The sequence below is a fragment of the Chitinophaga sp. 22620 genome (assembly GCF_052044405.1).
Taxonomy (GTDB): Bacteria; Bacteroidota; Bacteroidia; order Chitinophagales; family Chitinophagaceae; genus Chitinophaga.
Genome location: NZ_JBQEMV010000001.1, coordinates 1122395 through 1144775 on the forward strand (window position 1 = coordinate 1122395; position 22381 = coordinate 1144775).

The window sequence follows — 22381 nt, forward strand, 5'->3', positions numbered from 1 at the left end:
CATGCCCGTGTCTTCTATGAAAACACGTTATGGAAGATCCGTCTTTACAGCAGGACCCCGGGAATGCGCCCTTCCGCTTCCGCCGCCGGCAGGTGCCGGAAGAGCAGACGCAGGAAAGCTGGCGCAATATCGAATCCCGGCTGAGCCGCCAGCGCCCCGGCGTTATACGCCGGAGGATACTGCGGGTCATGGCCGCTGCGGTTGCTCTTCCCCTCCTGGCTTATGCTTCCTATTTTATATACTGCCATCTTGTTTCCGGCAGCATGACGGAGTACCGCACCGCTTACGGAGAGATCAGGCAGGTGCTCCTGCCGGACAGCTCCCTCGTTTACCTGAACGCCAATTCAACCCTGCGCATCCCTGAAGAATGGAATGCTGCCGAAAGCCGCGCCGTATGGCTCGAAGGGGAGGCGTATTTCGAGATCACGAAAAAGCCCGGCGCCGGCAACGCGCGTTTTATCGTGCATGCTAAAGAGATAGACGTGGAAGTGTTCGGCACCAAATTCAATGTGAATATGCTCGGCGCCCGCACCACCGTGTCTCTCAAAGAAGGCAGGGTGCAGCTCACCGCCAACGCCCCCATCAGCCAGGGCCCGAAAGTGATCATGATGAAGCCGGGAGACGAAGTGCTGGTGGACAAAGACGCTTCGCAGCTGAAAGAAGCCGTGAACACGGAGCTGATCGCAGACTGGCGGAACCACCGTTATCATTTCGACAATACATCCATAGCAGATATATCCACCATGATACTGTCCAAATTCGGGTACGAAGTAGTTATTGCAGACCCGGAGATTGCGCAGAAAAGGATCAGCGGCGATCTGTATGCCGAGAATATAGAACAACTGAGCAGGGCGCTTTCCCTGACAATGAACATCGAGATCGAGGAGAAAGATCATCAACTGGTATTTTCCGCGAAGGACTGATAGCGGCGGAGTAATACCCATCAGAAAATAGCAAGGAACGAAAGAACTGACAGCCTTTGGAAAAGGTCTGAAAGCCCGAATAATGTCAACCAAAATAAAATTTGTTTTACCCGCATCAAAAATTCCATTTATGAACTTTAACTATTTGCTGAAAACGGCCATGCTGGTTGCGGCCTTCACAGCCGCTGCCAGCGGGTCGTACGCTGAAGCCAGGCAGGACGTGGCCCTGAACCACAAACCACGACCGGGATGGCAGCGGCCGGCTGAAGACAAAATGCAACAGAAAACCCTCGTGCAGCTGCTGAAAGAGATCCACAAAGATTATAAGGTAGACCTGTTGTATGAAGCCAAAAAACTACCCAGGGTAAAAGTGAGCTTCACGCCTTCCGCTTACGGCAACGTGGAGGAAATGCTCCGTGCCCTGCTGGTGCCGCATGGTTTGCAGGCGCAGGCTGTGCAGCCCAATACCTGGGCCATTGTGCCGCTGAACGATAATAAGGCTCCGCGCCCAAAGTCCCCCGGCCCCGCAAAGCAGGAAGCCAGCGATGAGGAGCAGTCTGCCCAGCCGTTGCTGAGGCTCAACGGCGCCACCAGCATGATGGTGAGCGGTGCGATGGTAGACACGGCCCGTAAAGTACGTATATCCGGCAGGGTTACAGACGGCGAGAGCGGCACGCCGCTGCCGGGAGTATCCATCCAGGTAAAGGGGGAAATGCGGGGCACCCAGACGGATGGCGACGGTAAATATTCACTGGAAACATTGGCCGGGAAAACCTTGCAGCTGTCGCTGCTGGGGTATGAATCCAAAGAGATCCTGGTAACGTCCGACCGTACGGTAGACGTCACGATGGACGTATCCAACCGCGACCTGAATGAAGTGGTGGTGGTAGGCTACGGCAGCCAGCGCAAGAGCCTGGTGACCGGCGCGATCTCTTCCATCAAGGCCGCGGAAATCTCCACCGTTTCTTCCAGCCGCATAGAGCAGGCCCTGCAGGGACGCACTGCGGGTGTAACCGTGCTGCCCGTTTCCGGCTCGCCCGGCAGCGCCATGCGCGTACGCATCCGCGGTACAGGTTCCAACGGTTCTTCAGAGCCGCTGTATATCATAGACGGTATGCGGGCAGGCGGCATCGAATACCTGGACCCCTCCGAGATCGCATCCGTGGAAGTGCTGAAAGATGCTGCGTCAGCGGCGATCTATGGCGCGGAAGGCGCGAACGGCGTAGTGATCATCACTACCAAAACCGGGCACAAAGATCTCACCCCGCGCATCGATTTCAGTATGCAGTACGGCAGCCAGCGCATCAAAAATCCCATGAAGATGATGAACGCCGAGCAATACAGTCAATACCTGGAAGCCGCCGGCGTAACGGTAGACAGGCCCGATCCGGCAGACTGGAAAGGGAAAACAGGCACCATGTGGCTCGATGAAATATCGCAGAACGCGCCCGTACAGCGTTATGCGCTCAACGTGAGCGGCGGCAGCGAAAAGTCGTCCTACCTCATTGGCGGTACTATCTACGCGCAGGACGGCGTGATCGGCGGCGACAAAGCGCGCTTCAACCGTTACACCGTCCGCCTCAATACAGACCACCAGGTGAAGCCCTGGCTGAACATCGGCAACAGGCTGAGCTACGCTTACCATAAAACGAACGGCATAACGGAAGACGATGAATTCGGCTCAGTGATCAACAACGCCATACTGCTGGACCCCACCATGCCCGTGGTATACACCGGCGCGCTACCGCAACGCGTGCAGGAAGCCATCGCTGCGGGATATTCCCTCATCAGGGACCCGCAGGGCCGCTACTACGGCGTGTCCGACTATGTTTGGGGCGAAGCCGGCAACCCGCTCGCGCAAATGGACATCACGCACAATTTCACCACCCAGCATAAAGTGGTAGGCAATGTGTACGCAGAGCTGGAGCCTGTTAAAGGCCTGAAAATTACCAGCCGCTTTGGCCTGGATGCCGCATTCCAGCGCAACCACGCCTGGACGCCCACCTTCTGGTGGTCCAGCGTGCGGCTGAACACTGCGGCCGGTACGATAGACAACAATGAGAACTGGTACAACTGGCAGTGGGAAAATTTCGCCACCTACAACCGCAAGTTCGGCCACCACGACGTTAGCCTGATGGCCGGGATGAGCTCCCTGCGCCGCGGCTACGACAGGCTGAACGGCACCACTTCCGGCATGTTCCGTGAAGACGATAAGTTCTCTTACCCGGACTTTGTGCCCGACGACCAGGACCGCCTGAACGGCCTCGCCACGCAAACCTCCATGGTGAGCTATTACGGCAGGATCCAGTATGATTACAAGGGCAAATATCTTTTTAACGCCATCCTCAGAAGGGACGGATCGTCGCTGCTGCCGCCGGCCAACACCTGGGGCACATTCCCCTCACTGTCCGCAGGCTGGGTGGCCAGCAACGAATCCTTCTTCCCTGACGGCGTGATGAATTACCTGAAACTGCGCGCCAGCTGGGGTAAGAACGGCAGCATCGCCAATATCAGGATCGGCGACTGGAAGTCGCTCATCACTACAGAAGGCATCGGCTTCCCCGATCTCAATGACAATTTCCTGGTGGGCGCCGAGCCCGCGGGGCTGGAAAATCCTTACCTGAAATGGGAAGCCAGCGAGCAGCTTGATTTTGGCGCGGACATGGGCTTTTTCAACAACCGCCTCAGCCTGGTGGTGGATTATTACAACAAGCTCACGAAGGGCCTGCTTACACCCGGCACCGTGCCCGGTTTTGTGGGCAACGTGCTGCACATCGTGAACGGCGGTGATGTGAGGAACAAAGGCTGGGAATTTGAAGTGAGCTACCGCAACGACAACAGCAGGGCATTTAAATTCGAGATAGGCGCCAACCTCACCACCATTAAGAACGAAGTAGTTTCGCTGAATGAATTCGTGGACAGGATCCCGGGGAGCGAGGTAGGCACCGGCTGGCGGGCATCCTGGTTTGAACAGGGCCAGCCCATCTGGTATTTCAGGGGCTTTAAAACAAACGGTATTTTCCAGACGCAAAGCCAGGTAGACGATTTCCTGAAGAACCACACCACAGACCAGGGCATCAAAGTAGGCGATCCTATCCCGGTTGATACGGACGGCAATGGCGTGATCTCCGACGGGGATTACCAGTACATCGGCAGCCCGCATCCTGATTTCGTATACGGCGCCCGCCTCACGATGTCGTACAAGGGTTTCGACCTGATGGTGCTGGTGCAGGGCCAGCAGGGGAACGATGTGCTGATGGGCTTCAACAGGATAGACAGGCCTACGGCCAACCGCCCGGAATTTTTCTGGACAGACCGCTGGACCCCCGAAAACAAGACCAATGCGTGGTTTGCACCCAACTCCGGCAGCAAGTATGCCTACAATAGCGACAAAATGTTGTTCGACGGTTCGTATACCCGTATCCGTCAGCTGCAGCTTGGTTATACACTTCCGGCCAGCCTGCTCAAAAAGGCGCACATCCGCAATGCGCGGATCTACGGTTCGCTGGACAACTATTTCACCTTTACCAAATACAAGGGAATGGATCCCGAGGCCGGCAGCAACGACAACAACAGTCTGGGCATCGACCGCGGCGTGTACCCGATCCCCCGCACAGCTATCGTCGGCCTCTCATTTAGTTTTTAACCTGCAATTCCAATCATCATGAAACGAAACAGCTTTCAATATATCATCGCCGGAACGGCCGCCCTGCTGATAAGCAGCAGCTGCGGCAAGAATTTCCTGGACCAGGATATTCCCGGGCGAACGCCGATCGAGGAGTATTACCAGACAGATAACGATGCGCTTGCGGCCACTTTTGCAGCCTATGACTTTTTACAGGCTGAATACAACTGGGGCTGGGGCAGCCCGCTGCTGGTGAAAACCCTGCCATCTGACGAAGGGAATGCGGGAGGCAACGATCCCGGCGACCAGAGCCATTACCAGAGCCTGGACGATTTTACCACCGATGCCCAGAACCAGGGCGTGTTGTGGACATGGCGGGTGAACTACTTTGGCGTGTACCGCGCCAACCAGGTGATCAACCGCGTGAAAGGTGAAACCGACCTGCAAAAGAGACTGGTGGCGGAATGCAAAACCTTGCGGGCATATTATTACTTCGAGCTGGCTGCTTTATGGGGCGATGTGCCCCTTGTACTGACCGAGCTGAAACCGGAACAATACAATACCACCAAACGTACGCCCCGGGCCGAAGTATACGCCCAGCTGGAAAAAGACCTGCTGGAAGCCATTGCCGTGCTGCCTGTGAAAAGCGCATTACCTGCGGCGCAGCGCTTCAGGGTTTCGAAAGGAACGGCGCAGGCGCTGCTGGGTAAAGTATACCTCTACCAGCAAAAGTGGGCCGATGCCGCTGCAAAGTTCAACGATGTGATCGTTTCCGGCGAATATAACCTGGAAGGCAAATTCCCGGCGGCATTCTCAAAACAGGGGGAGTTTGGTATTGAAAGCGTATTTGAAGTGCCCTTCTCTTCCGCTAAAAAATATAACTGGGACAACTTTCCCTGGGACCGTTTCAGGCAGGTGGAAAGCAATATCCACATCAAGCTGATGGGCCCCCGCGAGGAGCCGTACAAGGCCATGCCCGGCGATTCGCTGCTGGGCGGCTGGGGCTTCAACCTGCCTAAAAAGAAATTATACGACGCCTTTATTGCCGCCGGCGACGTGGAGCGCCGGAAGAATACCATCCTGTCCGTTACCGAGCTGAGGGCTGGCGGCGGGCAGTGGAACGCCACCAATGTATGGGATTTTGAAGGATACTGGCAGCGTAAATACGGCGCATTTGCCACCCAGACCACCAGCGAGGGCGGAGCCGTTACAGACCTGAACTACGGCACCAATACCAAGCTGATCCGTTATGCGGATGTGCTGCTGATGGCCGCCGAGGCCTATTACCGCTCCGGCAACGAAGGCCGCGCAAGGACCGAGCTGAATAAAGTACGGGTAAGGGCTAAGCTGCCGGAAATTCAACCCGCCGGCGCCGCGCTGTTCGACGCGATCGTGAACGAAAGGTTCCTGGAGCTGGCGTTCGAGGGTTTCCGTTACCTGGACCTCGTGCGTTGGGGCAAAGCGGCCACAGAACTGGGCCCGCTGGGCTTCAGGGCGAACAAGAACGAGCTGCTGCCGATCCCCAATGAAGATGTAAGGGTGGGCAACCTTGGCCAGAACCAGGGCTATAATTAAGCGATTTCACAGGTGTCTATTTTTGATAAAAGCGATATATAAAAGTAGATGTTAGGTAAAAGGGCCGCCTCTCCAGGCAGGCCCTTTTTAATTAGGGTTATCGCGGGAATATTGGTTGGTTTTTGCAATAGCTTTTGCAGGGCATAACGCCGTGTACTGCATAGCTGCAGCGATACGGCAGTTCAATCCCGCATTGCACGGAAGTGAATGAACGGAATTGCGCCGTTATTGAGCACGGCGGGTATTACTGCGCCTGTTCTTCCCCGATGGCTTCCACTTCAGTTTCCAGCTGGAATGCGGGAAAGGAACGCTGGGGGAGGAACTCGAGCAGGCTGCCTGCAGAAGTTTCGCGATAGGCTGCATGAAGCATTTCCCCCTGCCCGCTGATCAGCCAGCGGATGTTGCATTCAGGGAAACGCCGGGCAATGTCCGCCACGATGTCCACACTCGGTTTGGCGCCATGTGACCGGAAGAGGCGGGCGATCTTTTCGCAGCTCTTGTAATCCAGGGCACGGCTGAAGGCAGTAGTACTGAGGCCTTTATGCTCCAAGAAGCATTTTAGTCTGGTAGCGATTGATTCCATAATTAAAGAAGGAGTTACTTGGAAAAGACACCAAAAACGGCGGAAAGGGTGAATTTTCGTTCAAATTATTTTTTTGGGGAGATTCACCCTTCCCCTATTAAAATCCACTCTTTAGTATAGAACAGCACCTGTAATGTTGTTCCATCCGGTTTACGGAAGTTGAGAAACCCGTAAAGGCTTGTCCGGCGGATTACTGGATCAAACGTACGTGCATTACTCGCTGGCCGGCCTTTCATTCGTCCAAGCCCCAATCCCGGACAAAGCCTTATGAGTGCAGCCTTTTGAGGCAGCATTTTCTTTTATCCGCCTTGTGGGCTCAGGAATGTGAGGAGCAGGAAAGGGCGGCGACTTGTCGTCTGCATAAGCAAGCAGGGAACAAGTTTCCCGTACCCATTACGGACCCGGATAAACGGGAATGCCAGGCGCTGCGGAAACCAACTGGCCAAAAACAACTACCGGCGTGAAGCGAATAGCAGGCTGAGCGATTGCAACCGGTTGTCCAAATAAGTCTCATGTCTAATGTATGCATATACCGGAGGGTGAATTCTTTCACCCTTCTTTTTTAAAGCATATCATTAAAAAAATACTGTTGTTTGATTGAATGACGGGGGCCGGAAGGCCCCTTTTTTATTCCCGCTTCCTGTCCGTCCCAAAAAAACAGCGGGTTCCCGGTAAGGGAACCCGCTGCCTATACGGTTTTTGCAGAGGAGCTGATTGTAGTGTCACGAATGTATACAATCAACCCTTTATACGCTATCATCCTGAAATATATTTGTTCATATAAAGTATGGAATATTTCAATTTATGCGAATATTAACTATTAAAGAGCCTATTTTACCCTTGAGTTGCACACGTGCGCGGTTTTTCGTACTTTTTCACCGGATTCCACCCACCACTCAGAAAGGATAAGCAAACTACAGTAACATGCATTACTTCACCACGTCCCGGCTCTTATTGTTTTTAAGTGCCGCTGCCTTAGCGGGCATAACCGCCATTGGCTGCAACAGCCGCCGGCCGGTGGATTACAGCGCGGACGTAAAACCCATCCTCAATAAACATTGCATCAGCTGCCACGGAGGCGTGAAACAAAGCGGCGGCTTCAGTGTATTGTTCAGGGAAGAAGCCCTCGGCAACACGAAAAGCGGCCACCCCGCCATCATCCCCGGCGATGCAAAGAACAGCGAGTTCATCCGCCGCCTGCACAACAGGGACCCGAAAGAGCGCATGCCCTATAAAGCCGCTCCCTTAAGCAAAGAAGAGATCGACATACTGACCCGCTGGGTGGACCAGGGGGCCAAATGGGGCGAACATTGGGCCTATGTGCCCCCGGACAAGCCCAGTCCAACCGGCAGTTTTACGGCCGGATTTGGAGCGGAAAATGCGAAAGAAGGGGGAGTGGATCATTACATCAACCTTAAACTGGAAGAAGAAAAACTGGAGGCAGCCCCGCAGGCGGACAAGATCACCCTCCTGCGCCGCCTCAGCCTCGACCTCACCGGCCTGCCGCCCTCGGAACAGCTGATGAAGGCCTTCCTTGCAGATAATTCCCCCAACGCTTACGAAAAAATGGTGGACAGCATGCTGGCCTCGCCCCATTACGGCGAACGCTGGGCTGCCATGTGGCTGGACCTGGCGCGCTATGCGGATTCCAAAGGGTACGAGAGGGACGTGAAACGCGATTTCTGGCGCTACCGCGACTGGGTGATCAATGCTTTCAACCAGGACCTGCCCTACGACCGCTTCACCACGGAACAGCTGGCAGGAGACCTCCTGCCGGACCCGACCAACGACCAGATGATCGCGACCACCTTCCACCGCAACACCATGAACAACGATGAAGGCGGCACCGAGGACGAGGAATTCCGCACCGCCTCTATCATAGACCGGGTGAACACCACCATGGAAGTATGGCAGGGTACCACCATCGCCTGCGTGCAATGCCACAGCCATCCTTACGATCCCTTCCGGTTCGAGGATTATTACAAGCTGATGGCCTTCCTCAACAATACCCGCGATGAAGACACCTGGGGCGAGCATCCCAAGCTCCGCCTCTACGACAGCCTGGACCGCAAACGCATCGATTCCGTGACCGCCTGGATAGCCCGCTATGGCACAAAGGCCTCCTCCAAAGAAACGGCCGGTTTCTTCCGTACGCTCGAACCCAAGCGCCATGCGCACGATTGCGATAAATATATCAACGGCGAACTGGCGGACACCAAGTTCACCGCCTGCCGCCACGGCGGCAGCTGCCGGCTGAAAAATGTATTCCTGGACAACCGTTCCAAACTCTTCATCCAGTGCCGCACCTCCAAAAACGGCGGAACCGTGGAAGTGCGGGTGGACAGCCTGAAAGGCCCCGTGATAGGACATTCGGCCATTGTGAATGGCGTGCATGTGGTGGAGGTGGACATCAAGCCGCTGCCCGGCCGCCGCGACCTTTATTTTGTATTCCGCAATCCCTCGCTGGGGCCGCTGGAACCGGTCACCACCATCGAATGGTTCGCTTTCCGCAACGAGCTGCCCGGTAAAGACCAGCCCGGGTTCAGATCCGTGGAAAAGGCCTACTACACCGTGGTGGACGCCAGCCCACCCAGTCACCCGGTGATGGTGGAAAACGCGCAGGAGCTGTTCAGGCCCACCTTTACTTTCGAAAGGGGCAATTGGATGGTGCATGGCAAAGAAGTGAAGCCTGATGTGCCCGCCTCGCTCAATCCTTTCCCGGCCAATGCACCGCGCAACAGGCTCGGGCTGGCCATGTGGATCACCGATAAAAAGAACCCGCTTACCGCGCGCGTGATGGTGAACCGTTTGTGGGAACAGCTGTTTGGCATAGGGCTCGTTGAAACGCTGGAGGACTTCGGCACGCAGGGCTTCCTGCCTTCCAATCCCGGGCTGCTGGACTATCTCTCGTACCAGTTCATGTACTCGCATAACTGGAGCGTGAAAAGCCTGCTCCGCGAAATAGTATTGTCAGACGCATACAAACGCGATTCACGCAGCTCCCCTGAATTGCAGGAAAAAGATCCCGCCAACCGCTACCTTGCCCGTGGCCCGCGTTTCAGGCTGACGGCAGAGCAGGTGCGCGACCAGGCGCTGCTTGTGAGCGGGCTGCTGAGCTACAAAATGCTCGGCCCCAGCGTAATGCCTTATCAGCCGGACAATATCTGGCAGACCGTATGGAGCGGCGAGTACTGGAAAACCTCCGAAAACGGCGACCAGTACCGGCGCGCGCTATATACTTATATCAAACGGACCAGCCCTTACCCTTCCGCCATCACCTTCGACGGCAGCAGCAGGGAAGTGTGCCTTCAACGCAGGATCCGCACCAATACGCCATTACAGGCGCTCGTAACGCTCAACGACCCCGTGTACGTGGAAGCCGCCCGCAACCTTGCCCTGCGCATGCAGGAAAGCGGCGGGGAAGATGCCAAGGCCTGTATACAGGCGGGCTACAAACGGGCGTTATATAAGAACATCACACCTGCCAAACAGGCCGTCCTGGAAAAGCTCTACACGCAGGCCTTCTCCAAATTCGGGAAGGACTCCAAAGCGGCAGCGGCTTTCCTGCAGGCCCCCGAACCAAAGAAAGGCATGGAACACCTTGCGGCGCTGACCGTAGTGGCCAATGCAATTATGAACCTGGATGAATTCCTCTCAAAATCCTGATACATATGTCAGAGAAGATCATACATGAAGCGAATGAAAGAGCGGCGAAATATTTTTCACGCAGGCACTTTCTGCAGGATTGCATAACAGGCATCGGCGCTACCGCGCTCGGTTCCCTGCTGGGAGGATGTAATATTTTTTCCGGCTCCGGCAGCAATGCCTCCATGCCTCAAAGCCTCAACCCGCTTGAGCCGCGCGCGCCGCACTTCCCGGCAAGGGCCAAGAGCGTGATATACCTGCACATGGCAGGCGCGCCCTCCCAGCTGGAACTGTTCGACTACAAACCTGAATTACAGAAACTGCATAACCAGCTTTGTCCGCCTTCCATCCTCGAAGGGAAAAAATTTGCATTCATCCGCGGCGTGCCCAAAATGCTCGGGCCGCAGGCAGTGTTTGCCCAGCATGGCGAAAGCCGTGCCTGGGTGAGCGATCACCTCCCGCATTTCGCGAAGATGGTGGACGATGTAAGTTTCCTGAAAGCCGTGCAGACAGACCAGTTCAACCACGGGCCCGCACAGCTGTTCATGCACACGGGCAGCGCCCGCCTGGGCAGGCCCAGCATCGGTTCGTGGGTGACCTACGGGTTGGGTTCCGAGAACAGCAACCTGCCCGGATTCGTGGTGCTCACTTCAGGCGGAAAAACGCCCGATGCGGGTAAAAGCGTGTGGGGAAGCGGCTTCCTGCCCTCCGTTTACCAGGGCGTGCAGTGCCGCTCCAAAGGCGATCCCGTGCTGTTCCTCACCGATCCCGAAGGAATGGACCGCGATATGCGCTATCAATCCATTCATGCCATCAACGAAGTAAATAAGCTGGAATACGAAACCTTCCAGGATCCTGAAATACTTTCCCGCATCTCGCAATACGAGCTTGCGTACAAAATGCAGATCTCCGTACCCGGGGTGATGGACATCAACGACGAACCGGAATATATCCACCAGCTATACGGTACGCAGCCCGGCAAGGAAGCATTTGCCAACAACTGCCTGCTGGCCCGCAAGCTGGTCGAAAAAGGCGTGCGCTTTGTGCAGCTGTTCGACTGGGGTTGGGACGCGCACGGCACCGGCGAAGACCTTTCCATCGACTACGGCCTGCGCAACAAGGCCCGCGAGATAGACAAGCCCATCAGCGCCCTGCTGCTGGACCTCAAGCAACGCGGCCTGCTGGACGAAACGCTCGTTGTATGGGGCGGCGAATTCGGCAGAACGCCCATGCAGGAAAACCGCGACGGCAAAGAAATGCCGTTCCTCGGCCGCGATCACCACGTGGAGGCATTCACCATGTGGATGGCCGGCGCCGGTATCCGTAAAGGGTTCAGCTGGGGAGAAACAGACGAAATAGGCTTCGCTGCCGTGAAAGGCAAAGTAGCCGTACACGATATTCACGCCACCATGCTGCAACAGCTGGGCTTTGACCATGAGAAACTGACCTACCAGTTCCAGGGCCGCCCGTTCAGGCTCACGGATGTGGAAGGGCACGTTATTCATGAAATATTAGGCTGATCATTATGTCTCTGAACAGAAGGAATTTTTTAAAACACTCCGCAGCCCTCAGCGCTGCATCCCTCATACCTGGAATACCCGCCGAAGCGCAGGAGCCCGCTCTCAAAACGCCTGCTGCCGCCGGTTTTAAGCTGGTAGTGCTGCAAACGGACTGGGGGTTTGCCGGCAACCGCGACGAGCTTTGCCGCCGCACAAAGGAGGCCGGGTACGATGGCATCGAAACATGGTGGCCCACTACCGCCGAAGCGCAGGACGAACTGTTTGCCGCGCTGAAGAAACACGGCCTTGAAGTCGGTTTTCTCTGCGGTGGCAACGGCGCCGATTATACGAAGCACGCCGACGCATTCGAAAAGGCCGTAACAGCCGCTACCAGCCAGCAGCGCCAGCGCCCGTTGTATATCAACTGCCATTCCGGGAAAGATTATTTTTCATTTGAAGAGAACAGCAGGCTGATCGATATGACGGTGCGTATTTCCAAAAGCACCGGCATCCCCGTGTGCCACGAAACGCACCGTTCCAGGATGCTGTTCGCAGCTCATATCACGCGGAAATTCATTGAAGCCAAACCAGAGCTGCGGCTTACGCTGGATATCTCCCACTGGTGCAACGTGCACGAATCGCTCCTGCAGGACCAGGCGGATACCGTGGCCAAGGCGCTGGAAAGGACCGGCCATGTCCACGCCAGGATAGGCCACCCCGAAGGCCCGCAGGTGAACGATCCGCGGGCGCCGGAATGGGAGAATACCGTGAAGGCGCATTTTGCGTGGTGGGACGAAGTGGCGAAAATAAAACGCGCCAAAGGCGAAGTGATGACGATGCTGACGGAATTCGGCCCGGCGGACTATATGCCCGCTTTGCCTTATACCCGGCAGCCCGTGGCCAACCAATGGGACATTAACGTACACATGAAGAACTTACTAAAAGCGAGATACGGGGGATGACGACATTATTGCAGGGGAACTGGAGCCTGTTCATCGGGCGTTTCCATCCATTACTGGTGCATTTGCCGATAGGCATGCTGATCATCGCTTTTGTGCTCGAAGTGATGAGCAAGAACCGACGCCTGGCCGTTGTTGGCGCTGCTGTGCTGCCTGTGCTCGTGTTCGGCGCCGTTTCTGCGGTTGCCGCCTGCATAGCGGGCTGGCTGCTTTCCACCGCGGGAGGTTACGAAGAAGCCGCGCTTAACCTGCACATGTGGCTGGGCATCAGCGTGGCCGTAGTGTCTGTGCTGCTTTGCATCTTAAGAAGATATTCACTTTACCGGAAAGCATGGCTGCCGGCGTCTTTCGTGATGATCGTGCTGCTTTCCGCGGCGGGGCACCTGGGCGGTAACCTCACCCACGGGGAAGATTACCTTACCGCGCATCTTCCGTTCGGCGGCACATCCGCCGCAGATGCGGCCCCGGTCATAACCAACCTGGCCGAAGCGAAGGTATACGATCAGCTGGTGCGGCCCATCCTGGAACAGAAATGTTATTCCTGCCACAACGAAGCCAAGCTGAAAGGCGGCCTCCGCCTGGATGGGATGGACCACATCCGCAAAGGCGGCGAAAACGGGCCGGTGATAAAAGACAGTGTGCCCGAAGCCAGCGAACTTTACAAAAGGCTCGTGCTCCCGGAAGCGGACGACAAACGCATGCCTCCCAAAGGCAAGCCCCAGCTCACTCCGCAGCAGCTTGAAATTTTATACTGGTGGATTGAACAGGGCGCGTCGCCGGACGCGACGGTGAAGCAGCTCCATCAAACGCCCAGGATCCAGCTGGTGTTCGATGGCATGAAACCTTCCGGCGGTTCGGAAGAACATCCTTTTATGCCGAAGGAAGAAGCGAAGGAAGCGTCCGTCAAAGACGTGGCCGCGCTGGACAAAATAGGTGTGAAAGTGATGCCGGTGGCGGATGAGAACGGTTTCGTGATGGTCAGCGCCGTGAACGCTCCCGGCTTTGGCAATAAAGAGGCGGCGTTGTTGCTGCCTTTGAAGCAGCAGATCGTCTGGCTGAAATTATCCAACACCCAGACCGGCGACAGCGCGCTGCAGGTAATTGCCCAGCTGCCCGGGCTTACACGCCTCTACCTCGAAAATACGCCGGTGACAGACGCAGGAGTGGCGCATCTTGCCAACTGCAAACAGCTGAAATACCTGAACCTCGTGGGCACCAAAGTAACGGACAAAGGCATATTGTACCTGCAAAAGAACGCGGAGCTGAAGGAGCTTTTCCTCTACAAAACCGCCGTCACACCTGCCGGGCTTGCACAGCTGCAGAAAACCATGCCCGAAACCGCCATCGATACCGGCGGCTACCACATGCCTGTGCTGGTAACGGATACGCTGGTGTACAGGAAAAAGAAAACATAGACAGAAAACGAAGGCATAAAAAAAGGGCCGCCAGGAATTATCCCCGGCGGCCCTTTTCAATTTTATGATCAGCCTTGCTTCTGCTGCGGCCTGCCGTGCCACTTGCGTTTGTTGTGATTGTTCTTCTTGCCCTGCACCTGCTGGCTGGAAGACTGGCGCATCTGCACCACCGGCGTCGGTTTCTCTGCCGGCGTTTCGCCGGCGGGGAAAGGATGCCCGCTCACAACCGGTATGGCCTGCCCGATCAGCTTGGTGATATCTTTTACATACGGCCTTTCTTCCGCTTCACAGAAAGAAAGGGCAATGCCGCTAGCGCCGCCGCGGCCGGTACGGCCAATGCGGTGAACGTAAGTTTCCGGCACATTGGGAATTTCGTAGTTGATCACATGGCTCAGGTTGTCCACATCAATACCGCGCGCGGCGATATCGGTGGCTACCAGCACGCGTACACGGCCTGCTTTGAAGTCTGTCAAAGCGCGCTGGCGCGAGTTCTGTGACTTATCGCCATGGATGGCGCTGGCCATTACACCCGCTTTGCTGAGTTCTTTCGCTACCCTGTCCGCCCCGTGTTTGGTGCGGGTAAATACGAGCGCGCTCACGATGGAAGGATCTCTCAGTACATGGATCAGCAAGGAACGTTTGGAACCTTTATCCACGTAATATAATTGCTGCTCCACTTTTTCCGCCGTGGAAGAAACCGGTGTTACGGCCACTTTCTCGGGATTGGTAAGGATGGAATTAGCCAGGCCCGCGATCTCCGTAGGCATAGTGGCCGAGAAGAACAGCGTCTGCCTTTTTTCCGGCAGCTTGGTAATAACCCTTTTTACATCATGGATAAAACCCATGTCCAGCATACGGTCTGCCTCATCCAGCACAAACTGGCGGATGTAACGCAGGTTGATGTGGCCCTGCTGCCAGAGGTCCAGCAGCCTGCCGGGCGTGGCCACCAGGATATCTGTACCCTGCTTCAGCGCCTGTATCTGGGTATGGGCGGAAACGCCGCCGAATATCACGAGGTGCTTGATGCCGGTATGGGCGCCATAGTCCCTGATGTTCTCCGCGATCTGGATAGCCAGCTCACGGGTAGGGGTCAGGATCAGCGTTTTGATATGCCTGTCCGGCGTAGTGGCTGCCTGCTTTTCTTTATACAATAATTGCAGGATGGGAATGGCAAATGCGGCGGTTTTCCCGGTGCCGGTCTGCGCACAGGCCAGCAGGTCTTTCTGCGCCAGCACAACCGGGATTGCCTGGGTCTGGATAGGTGTAGGCGTAGTATAGCCTTGTGTTTCAAGCGCACGCAGTATCGGCGCAATGAGACTTAAATTCTCGAATGACAATATGTTTTGATTTAAGTTTAAAACGATGCTAACAATCCTGGCTTATAGAAGGGAAGGATGGCTAGATTGTATATCCACACATCATTTTAAGTGAACCTAACTGCGGAGGGAATGTACCTTTTCTGCAAAGAGGGGATATAAGAATGGGGCAAAGATAGGGAAAAACAAGCGAATAACATACAGGGAAACGTTAAATCCTGGAATGGCGGTATTACCTGTGATATGCGGTATCAATTGTGATACATACCGGTATCACTTGTGATACGGACACGTATTAAAGTACTATTAAAGTGCCTTCATACACGGGGTTGAGTAGGCTTTGACCCGGGGGAGGTACGGGTTAAACACGCGGGGGCCGGCGGAGATGCGGGCCCCGCGTGCTTAGTTTTGTCAGTTAAAATTGGTGGAAGTGGCCAGCGCCTGCCAGCCCAGCATATCCTCTTCCACGGCGGATATCTTTTGTTTGGCCAGCTGGTAAGCATCGGGGCCCAGGAAAAGATGCAGCGGCGGGTTGTCTGACTTGCTTACGGCAATGATCACGTCTACCGCCTTTTCAGGATCGCCGGCCTGGTTGCCGTCTATATTGTGCTGGTGGGCGGCCTGCACTTCACGGATATTGGCGTAATCCGCAATGGGGTTGGCAGGTACGGCCAATGAACCGGAGGAAAGGAAGTTGGTGCGGAAATAACCCGGGCTAACGATCACCGCTTTCACGCCGAAAGGTTTCGCTTCTTCGGAAAGGGACTCCGTAAGCCCTTCCAGCGCAAATTTGGTGGCGCAATAGCTGCCGAAGCCGGGAAACGCGCCAGTGAAGCCGCCGATGGAGGAAATGTTAAAAACAAAACCTTCTTTCTGGTTGCGGAAAACGGGCATCACGTTGCGGATCACGTTCAGCGCGCCGAATACGTTCACTTCAAAATTATCCCTTACCTCCTTATCGCTCAGTTCTTCCAAACCGCCTACCAGTCCATATCCTGCATTATTCACCACTACGTCTATCCGGCCAAAGGCGGAGATCGTGCTGCGGATGGAATTGTTCACGCTACCCTCATCGGAAAGATTTACGGCCAGGGGAAGGAAGTTCGGGGAATCGTTGCCAACTGCTTCCTTTAATGCATCCAGTTTACGGGAAGTGGCTGCCACACGGGCGCCGGAAGCCAGGAGTTTTTTTACCATTACCAGGCCAAAACCCTGTGAGGCGCCTGTGATATACCATACTTTTTGTTGTTCCATGGTGTGTGTTTGTTTTGTTGACACAAAGCTACACCGGCAGTGAACCACGGCTGTTAATGATATCAAACCAAAAATTGTAAAAATCAAGCGGCCCGGAAAGTACGGGGGGTAAGCTGCGTCTTTTTCTTGAAAAAGTTATTGAAATGCGCCGGCTCCTGGAATCCCAGGCAATAACCGATCTCGGAAACATTCCAGTCCGTATGCTTCAGCAGGGCCTTCGCTTCCTGCACCAGCCGGTCTGCGATCAGCTCGGAGGTAGACTTCCCGGTGGCGTCTTTCAGCGCTTTGTTCAGATGATTGACGTGCACGGACAATTGCGAGGCAAAATCGATAGCCGTCCGCAGATTCACCTGCTGCATGGGCGACTCTATCGGGAATTGCCTTTCCAGCAGGTCCGAAAACAGGGAAGAGATGCGGTTGGCCGCGTTGGAATGCGCGGGAGACAGGGCGATGGGCTGCAGTTTCATGCCCATGTGGATCAGCTCCATAGTGTAGTTGCGCAGCAGGTCGTATTTATAGGTGTAATCTGAATGGATCTCCCCCAGCATCTTTTCAAACAGATCCTTTACCGGCTGCACCTGCGAAGGCGGCAGGAACACGACGGGCTGGCCGCCGGGCCTGAATAAAGGGAATTCCGTGAGCCTTGTGGCATTGAAGTGGTGGAAGAACGCATCGGTGAAAATGCAGAAGTAGCCGGACTGTTCTTCACTCAAAGGCTCGCACTGGTAGGGTACCTGCGGGTTGGCGAACATCAGGGCATGCTCTTCCACATCGATGGTCTTATCGGCGAAAAAGTAGCGGTTGCGCCCGCTCACGAGGGCCACTTTATAAAAATCCTTACGGCTGTAAGGCAGGGGTTTGGCATGGTGGCCCACAAATTCTTCCGCGTTGAACACGTTGAAATGGCCAACTTCCTTACCGATGTCCGCAGGCATGGTGAGTTGTTTGGCACGGTAGAATTCTTCAAGGGACTGTATCTTTTCCATATACTCAAATTTACGAAGAAGGGCGGAAAGCAAAATTCACGGTTTTTTTGATTAATTTTTGAAGGCAAGGGTGATATTTCGGCTTTTTGGGGCACTATATGATAAAACCCATTCGTCATGGACCAGATTACAACATTATACCGGGAAGCTTTTCCTCATGCCGCGCGGGCCGTCCGCCGGCTGGGCGGCGACCTTGAAACGGCCAGGGACCTGTTTCACGACGCCATGATCATTTACCTGGAAAAGAGCCGGAGTGGGCATTTGCAGGTAGATTCCTCTCCTGTAGCTTACCTGGTGGGCATTACGAAGATATTGTGGCTCAAAGGCAACCGGCAGCAGGGGAAAACTGAAACGCTGGATTACCTGGCGCATTATATGTCCATCCCTGAAGATTTTTACACTCAACCGGAAGAAGCGCCACTGCTGGAACAGCTGAAGATCGCGGGGGCGAAATGCCTGCAGCTGCTCCAGGCGTTTTATTATGATAACATGAACATGCAGGAAATAGCGGAAACATTCGAATACAGCAGCCCGCATTCCGCCACCGTGCAGAAATACAAATGCCTGGAAAAAGTGCGCAGATCCTTCTCAAAAACCACCAGCCATGCGGAAACCTTTGCTTGACATTCAGGAGGCCGAACGTTACCTGCTGAAGGAAATGCCGGCGCAGGAAAAACGCTTCTTCGAAGCCAGGATGCTGGCCAGTCCTGCGCTCCAGGCCGCCGTGGAAGAGCAGCGGCAGGCCCTGCGCCTCGTCCGCCAGGCTGCGCGCGACCGGCAGCGGGAAAAACTCTCCGCTATATACGAGCAACTGGTGCAGGATCCCTCCTTCGCCAAAACCATCCACTCCATTTTTTACTGACATGACGCTCATACCCACCGTTCTGGACGGCTCCACGCGGAGCGCGTACGATATTTACAGCCTGTTGCTGAAGGAAAGGATCATTTTCATCGGCACAGCCATAGACGAGCACCTCGCCAACCTGGTAGTGGCGCAGCTGCTATATTTAGACAGCGAAAACCATTACCCGATCAGGCTCTACATCCACAGCCCCGGCGGCAGCGTATACGCTGGCATGGCCATTTACGACACGATGCGCATCTGCAAATCACCCATCAGTACGGTTTCTGTGGGTTTCACGGGCAGCATGGGCACGGTGCTGCTTACCTGCGGCACCAAAGGCCAGCGCTATGCCCTGCCTCATGCAACCGTACACATGCACCCCACCGGCGGCGGCGCCAAAGGTTATACGGAAGATGTGCGCATTGCTTACCAGGAACAGGAAAGGCTGCAAACGCAGGTGTTCAGGATCATCGGGAATAATTCGGGCCACGATGTGCAGGAGATCGAAGAGATGTACCGGCGGGATAAGTTTATGACCGCCCAGGAAGCCAGGGCCTATGGCCTGGTAGACGAAGTGCTGGGGTCATGAATGGTCGTGAATGAACTGGAACGCTCTCCGCTCCGACCAGTAATGTTTTCCTGAAAAGGTCACAAAGCCAACGTGGCCGCCGGTTGCAGGGGTTTCGAGATGAAGGTTGGGGTTGGCTTCCGCTTCGGCGTAGGGATAGCTGCCTTCGCCCAGGAACGGATCGTCCAGCGCATTAATGATCAGCGTGGGAATAACGATACGGGGAAGGAATTGTTTGGAACTGTTCTTTGCCCAGTATTCCTCCGCATCCTTGAAACCGTGAATGGGAGCGGTATACCGGTCGTCGAACTGGCGGAAGTTGCGGATGGAGCTGAACCCGCTCAGCGATATTTTTTCGGGATATTTATGCGCCTTGGTCTGCAGTTTTTCTCCGAGCGAGCGGATGAAACGTTTCATGTAGATGACATTGTGGCGTTTCTCCAGTTCAGAGGAGCTGTCTTTCAGGTCCAGCGGCACCGAAATACCTACGGCGGATTTAATAGATGCGGGAATGGAAGCGCCCTGCTCGCCGATGTACTTCAGCGTTACGCTCCCGCCCAGCGAAAACCCTATGATATGGAGGCTCTCATAATCTTTCTGAACATACTCTATCACTGTCTGCAGATCACCGGTCTCGCCGCTGTGGTAGAAGCGGAGCGCGTTGTTGATTTCGCCGCTGCATCCGCGGAAGTTCATGGAAACGGTGTCGTACCCGCCTTCGTTGAAAATATGCACCATGCCGGTTACATATTGCCTTTTGGAATTGCCTTCCAGGCCATGAAGGATGATCACCAGTTTCCTGCTGCCTGTTTTGCTGAAGTCCAGGTCTATGAAATCGTTATCTGCCGTGGGAATGCGGATACGTGTATATCGCGCCGGCTGAATCTTCCTGAACAGCGAAGGGAAGATCGTGAGCAGGTGCCGGTTCCTGAGAAGAGCGGGCGCTGTATAGTCTGGTTTTGATACCGGCATGTTCAGATATATGTTTAACTACAAAGTTAACCTAATTGCTGATTTGAATAAATCATTGCCCTGTCTTATTTTTAGCCGCATGAGGCAGATAATTTTTACCGCAACGCTGTTGTTTTTTTCGGCAACAGCGCTGAAAGCCCAGCAAAATCCGCAGTTTACGGGTTGGGTGGCGTCTTTCAACACGATCAAAATACCTTCTTCGAAGTTCAGCATCCACCTGGATGTGCAGGCGCGCTCCGGCGACAAATGGGAAAATATCCAGACGGTCATTGTACGGCCGGGCATTAACTACCATGTGCGCAAGAATATGATACTGACGGCGGGTTATGCCATGGTGAGCAACCGTTTTCAACAGGTGGGCCATTTCACGGAGCACCGCATCTGGGAGCAATTCATTATCAACCATCCCGTGGCGTTCGTTCCCCTGCAGCACCGCTTCAGGGTGGAGCAGCGTTTCCTCGGCAATATAGTGTACGATCCCGCGGCGGACAAATGGGCAAAAGACGGGCATAACAGCGCTCAGCGTTTCCGCTATTTCCTGCGCGGCATCATCCCGTTCAGCGGACAAAAATCTTTCTCAAAAGGAATGTTCGGGGCAGTGCAGAACGAAGTTTTCCTCAATTTCGGGGATAAGAGCGCAGTAAATGGCAAAACCTTCGACCAGAACAGGGCGTACGTTGCCATGGGGTACCGCTTCAGCCCCAGGTTCGATCTTGAAGCAGGGTATCTTAATCAATATGTGACCCAGCGCAACGATAATTTTATCAACGCGCATGTTTTGCAGCTGGCGGCTTATCTGCGGTTGTAAAGCTGTGAACAGGAAGAAACCGCCGACCGGCGAAGCCCGTCATTGCGAGGAACAGCGCGGCTAAAGCGGGAGGGGTGACGAAGCAATCTCTTCATTGCAGTGATGTACTCCTGCATCGGGAGATTGCTTCGTCGCGGCTCCTGGACACTAATCTCTATTACGCAGCTTGTTTTTTCTTCCCTTCAATATTCGGCAGCAACCCTGTTAACAACCCGATCAGCGGCAGGTAAGCGCAAACCTGGTAAACGTAGTTGATGCTCGTCCTGTCTGCCAGCTCGCCCAGCAACGCAGAGCCGACGCCGGCCATACCAAACGCGAAACCGAAGAACAGCCCGGCGATCATCCCCACTTTTCCCGGTACCAGTTCCTGCGCATACACGAGAATAGCGGAAAAGGCCGAGGAAAGTATCACGCCGATGAACACGCTCAGGATCACCGTCCAGAACAGGTTTACGTGCGGCATCAGCAGCGCGAAGGGCGCCACGCCGAGGATCGAGATCCAGATCACGTATTTCCTGCCGATGCGGTCGCCCACCGGCCCGCCGATGAACGTACCGGCCGCGATGGCGAACAGGAAGATGAACAGGTATACCTGCGCGTTCTGCACAGACACCTGGAATTTATCCATCAGGTAAAAAGTATAATAGCTGGTAAGGCTGGCCATGTAGAAGTACTTGGAAAAGATCAGCACCATGAGGATGAACAGCGCAAAGGTCACTTTGCCTTTCGACAGCCTGATCGTTTCCCGCTGCACCGCCTGTTTCTTCGGTTTAATGCGGTGCGTGTTGCCCAGGTACCAGCGGCTGATGCGGAGCATTACAACAATGGCCAGCAATGCGATCACGCTGAACCATGCGATGGAATATTGTCCGAAAGGCACGATGATGGCCGCTGCCAGCAAAGGTCCCAGCGAGCTGCCCGTATTGCCGCCCACCTGGAAGAGCGATTGCGCCATGCCATGCCTGCCGCCGGAAGCCATATAAGCCAGGCGGGAAGCTTCGGGATGGAATACGGCGGAACCAACGCCCACCAGCCCTACAGACACCAGTACGATGGCAAAGCTGTGCGCAAAGGCCAGGCAGACCAGCCCCAGCAAAGTGAAGCCCATGCCGATGGCCAGGGAATAGGGCTGCGGCTTTTTGTCCGTATACAAGCCTACCAGCGGCTGCAAAATAGAGGCAGACAGCTGGAAGGTTAATGTAATAAGGCCTACCTGCGAAAAGCTGAGGTGCAGGGAATCCTTCACCATCGGGTAAATAGCCGGTATCAGCGATTGGATGGTGTCGTTCAGCAGGTGTGTGAAGCTCAGGGCGATCAATACGGAGAATACGGTCTTTTCAGCTACCTGCTGCGCTGTTTTTTTTTCTTCTCCTTCCAGTACAGTTTCCATTGTTGTCAGATCATCAGAT

17 protein-coding genes are annotated in these 22381 nt (G+C 54.9%); 11 read left to right on the forward strand and 6 right to left on the reverse strand.

The window, feature by feature from the left end:
• Positions 1-29: 29 nt before the first annotated feature.
• From ACTJIK_RS04795 to ACTJIK_RS04805, 3 genes are all read left to right on the forward strand, one after another.
• The gene (locus ACTJIK_RS04795) at positions 30-923 is read left to right on the forward strand and encodes a FecR family protein (RefSeq protein WP_440645212.1); all 894 of its coding nucleotides are present in this window, start codon (positions 30-32) and stop codon (positions 921-923) included.
• Positions 924-1053: 130 nt separating this feature from the next.
• A complete protein-coding gene (locus tag ACTJIK_RS04800; RefSeq protein ID WP_440645213.1) occupies positions 1054-4569 on the forward strand; it encodes a SusC/RagA family TonB-linked outer membrane protein in 3516 nt (1171 codons plus the stop codon).
• A gap of 18 nt (positions 4570-4587) precedes the next feature.
• On the forward strand, positions 4588-6123 hold the full coding sequence (locus ACTJIK_RS04805) for a RagB/SusD family nutrient uptake outer membrane protein (protein ID WP_440645214.1): 1536 nt from the start codon (positions 4588-4590) through the stop codon (positions 6121-6123).
• A gap of 244 nt (positions 6124-6367) precedes the next feature.
• Here the strand turns inward: ACTJIK_RS04805 and ACTJIK_RS04810 are convergent, their stop codons facing one another.
• Positions 6368-6673: a hypothetical protein gene (locus ACTJIK_RS04810; protein WP_440645215.1), complete on the reverse strand. Its 306-nt coding sequence runs from the start codon at positions 6671-6673 to the stop codon at positions 6368-6370.
• A gap of 957 nt (positions 6674-7630) precedes the next feature.
• Here ACTJIK_RS04810 and ACTJIK_RS04815 point away from each other — a divergent pair.
• Genes ACTJIK_RS04815 through ACTJIK_RS04830 form a run of 4 tightly spaced genes read left to right on the forward strand, consistent with a single transcriptional unit; the run spans position 7631 to position 14224 of the window.
• On the forward strand, positions 7631-10372 hold the full coding sequence (locus ACTJIK_RS04815) for a DUF1553 domain-containing protein (protein ID WP_440645216.1): 2742 nt from the start codon (positions 7631-7633) through the stop codon (positions 10370-10372).
• Positions 10373-10377: 5 nt separating this feature from the next.
• Positions 10378-11871: a DUF1501 domain-containing protein gene (locus ACTJIK_RS04820; RefSeq protein ID WP_440645217.1), complete on the forward strand. Its 1494-nt coding sequence runs from the start codon at positions 10378-10380 to the stop codon at positions 11869-11871.
• 5 nt (positions 11872-11876) lie between these two features.
• The gene (locus ACTJIK_RS04825) at positions 11877-12812 is read left to right on the forward strand and encodes a TIM barrel protein (RefSeq protein ID WP_440645218.1); all 936 of its coding nucleotides are present in this window, start codon (positions 11877-11879) and stop codon (positions 12810-12812) included.
• On the forward strand, positions 12809-14224 hold the full coding sequence (locus tag ACTJIK_RS04830) for a c-type cytochrome domain-containing protein (protein ID WP_440645219.1): 1416 nt from the start codon (positions 12809-12811) through the stop codon (positions 14222-14224). Before ACTJIK_RS04825 ends, ACTJIK_RS04830 begins: the two co-directional genes overlap by 4 nt.
• Positions 14225-14292: 68 nt before the next feature.
• Here the strand turns inward: ACTJIK_RS04830 and ACTJIK_RS04835 are convergent, their stop codons facing one another.
• The 3 genes from ACTJIK_RS04835 to ACTJIK_RS04845 all read right to left on the reverse strand — a co-directional run bounded on the left by ACTJIK_RS04835 (position 14293) and on the right by ACTJIK_RS04845 (position 17780).
• Complete coding sequence (locus tag ACTJIK_RS04835; RefSeq protein WP_440645220.1) at positions 14293-15561, reverse strand: DEAD/DEAH box helicase; 1269 nt, start codon at positions 15559-15561, stop codon at positions 14293-14295.
• 390 nt (positions 15562-15951) lie between these two features.
• On the reverse strand, positions 15952-16794 hold the full coding sequence (locus ACTJIK_RS04840; RefSeq protein WP_440645221.1) for an SDR family oxidoreductase: 843 nt from the start codon (positions 16792-16794) through the stop codon (positions 15952-15954).
• An 83-nt stretch (positions 16795-16877) separates the two neighbouring features.
• Positions 16878-17780, reverse strand: a complete 903-nt coding sequence (locus ACTJIK_RS04845) for a helix-turn-helix domain-containing protein (RefSeq protein WP_440645222.1) — start codon at positions 17778-17780, stop codon at positions 16878-16880.
• 117 nt (positions 17781-17897) lie between these two features.
• Here ACTJIK_RS04845 and ACTJIK_RS04850 point away from each other — a divergent pair, with 117 nt between their 5' ends.
• The 3 genes from ACTJIK_RS04850 to ACTJIK_RS04860 are packed head-to-tail and all read left to right on the forward strand — an operon-like array spanning position 17898 to position 19213.
• The gene (locus tag ACTJIK_RS04850) at positions 17898-18404 is read left to right on the forward strand and encodes an RNA polymerase sigma factor (RefSeq protein ID WP_440645223.1); all 507 of its coding nucleotides are present in this window, start codon (positions 17898-17900) and stop codon (positions 18402-18404) included.
• A complete protein-coding gene (locus ACTJIK_RS04855) occupies positions 18385-18642 on the forward strand; it encodes a hypothetical protein (protein WP_440645224.1) in 258 nt (85 codons plus the stop codon). Before ACTJIK_RS04850 ends, ACTJIK_RS04855 begins: the two co-directional genes overlap by 20 nt.
• A gap of 1 nt (position 18643) precedes the next feature.
• On the forward strand, positions 18644-19213 hold the full coding sequence (locus ACTJIK_RS04860) for a ClpP family protease (RefSeq protein ID WP_440645225.1): 570 nt from the start codon (positions 18644-18646) through the stop codon (positions 19211-19213).
• On the opposite strand, the gene ACTJIK_RS04865 is transcribed toward ACTJIK_RS04860, so the two are convergent.
• Positions 19208-20164 (reverse strand): YheT family hydrolase, encoded by a 957-nt coding sequence (locus ACTJIK_RS04865; RefSeq protein WP_440645226.1) that lies wholly within the window; start codon positions 20162-20164, stop codon positions 19208-19210. The genes ACTJIK_RS04860 and ACTJIK_RS04865 overlap by 6 nt on opposite strands.
• 79 nt (positions 20165-20243) lie before the next feature.
• Between ACTJIK_RS04865 and ACTJIK_RS04870 the strand changes: the two genes are divergently transcribed.
• Positions 20244-20972, forward strand: a complete 729-nt coding sequence (locus ACTJIK_RS04870; RefSeq protein ID WP_440645227.1) for a DUF2490 domain-containing protein — start codon at positions 20244-20246, stop codon at positions 20970-20972.
• Positions 20973-21129: 157 nt separating this feature from the next.
• On the opposite strand, the gene ACTJIK_RS04875 is transcribed toward ACTJIK_RS04870, so the two are convergent.
• Positions 21130-22362, reverse strand: a complete 1233-nt coding sequence (locus ACTJIK_RS04875) for an MFS transporter (protein WP_440645228.1) — start codon at positions 22360-22362, stop codon at positions 21130-21132.
• Positions 22363-22381 lie beyond the last annotated feature (19 nt).

Coding starts and splice junctions, on each gene's coding strand:
- ACTJIK_RS04825 (WP_440645218.1), top strand. CDS start 11,877: ATGTCTCTGAACAGAAGGAATTTTTTAAAACACTCCGCAGCCCTCAGC.
- ACTJIK_RS04850 (WP_440645223.1), top strand. CDS start 17,898: ATGGACCAGATTACAACATTATACCGGGAAGCTTTTCCTCATGCCGCG.
- ACTJIK_RS04800 (WP_440645213.1), top strand. CDS start 1,054: ATGAACTTTAACTATTTGCTGAAAACGGCCATGCTGGTTGCGGCCTTC.
- ACTJIK_RS04815 (WP_440645216.1), top strand. CDS start 7,631: ATGCATTACTTCACCACGTCCCGGCTCTTATTGTTTTTAAGTGCCGCT.
- ACTJIK_RS04795 (WP_440645212.1), top strand. CDS start 30: ATGGAAGATCCGTCTTTACAGCAGGACCCCGGGAATGCGCCCTTCCGC.
- ACTJIK_RS04875 (WP_440645228.1), bottom strand. CDS start 22,362: ATGGAAACTGTACTGGAAGGAGAAGAAAAAAAAACAGCGCAGCAGGTA.
- ACTJIK_RS04855 (WP_440645224.1), top strand. CDS start 18,385: ATGCGGAAACCTTTGCTTGACATTCAGGAGGCCGAACGTTACCTGCTG.
- ACTJIK_RS04870 (WP_440645227.1), top strand. CDS start 20,244: ATGAGGCAGATAATTTTTACCGCAACGCTGTTGTTTTTTTCGGCAACA.
- ACTJIK_RS04830 (WP_440645219.1), top strand. CDS start 12,809: ATGACGACATTATTGCAGGGGAACTGGAGCCTGTTCATCGGGCGTTTC.
- ACTJIK_RS04805 (WP_440645214.1), top strand. CDS start 4,588: ATGAAACGAAACAGCTTTCAATATATCATCGCCGGAACGGCCGCCCTG.
- ACTJIK_RS04820 (WP_440645217.1), top strand. CDS start 10,378: ATGTCAGAGAAGATCATACATGAAGCGAATGAAAGAGCGGCGAAATAT.
- ACTJIK_RS04845 (WP_440645222.1), bottom strand. CDS start 17,780: ATGGAAAAGATACAGTCCCTTGAAGAATTCTACCGTGCCAAACAACTC.
- ACTJIK_RS04860 (WP_440645225.1), top strand. CDS start 18,644: ATGACGCTCATACCCACCGTTCTGGACGGCTCCACGCGGAGCGCGTAC.
- ACTJIK_RS04840 (WP_440645221.1), bottom strand. CDS start 16,794: ATGGAACAACAAAAAGTATGGTATATCACAGGCGCCTCACAGGGTTTT.
- ACTJIK_RS04865 (WP_440645226.1), bottom strand. CDS start 20,164: ATGCCGGTATCAAAACCAGACTATACAGCGCCCGCTCTTCTCAGGAAC.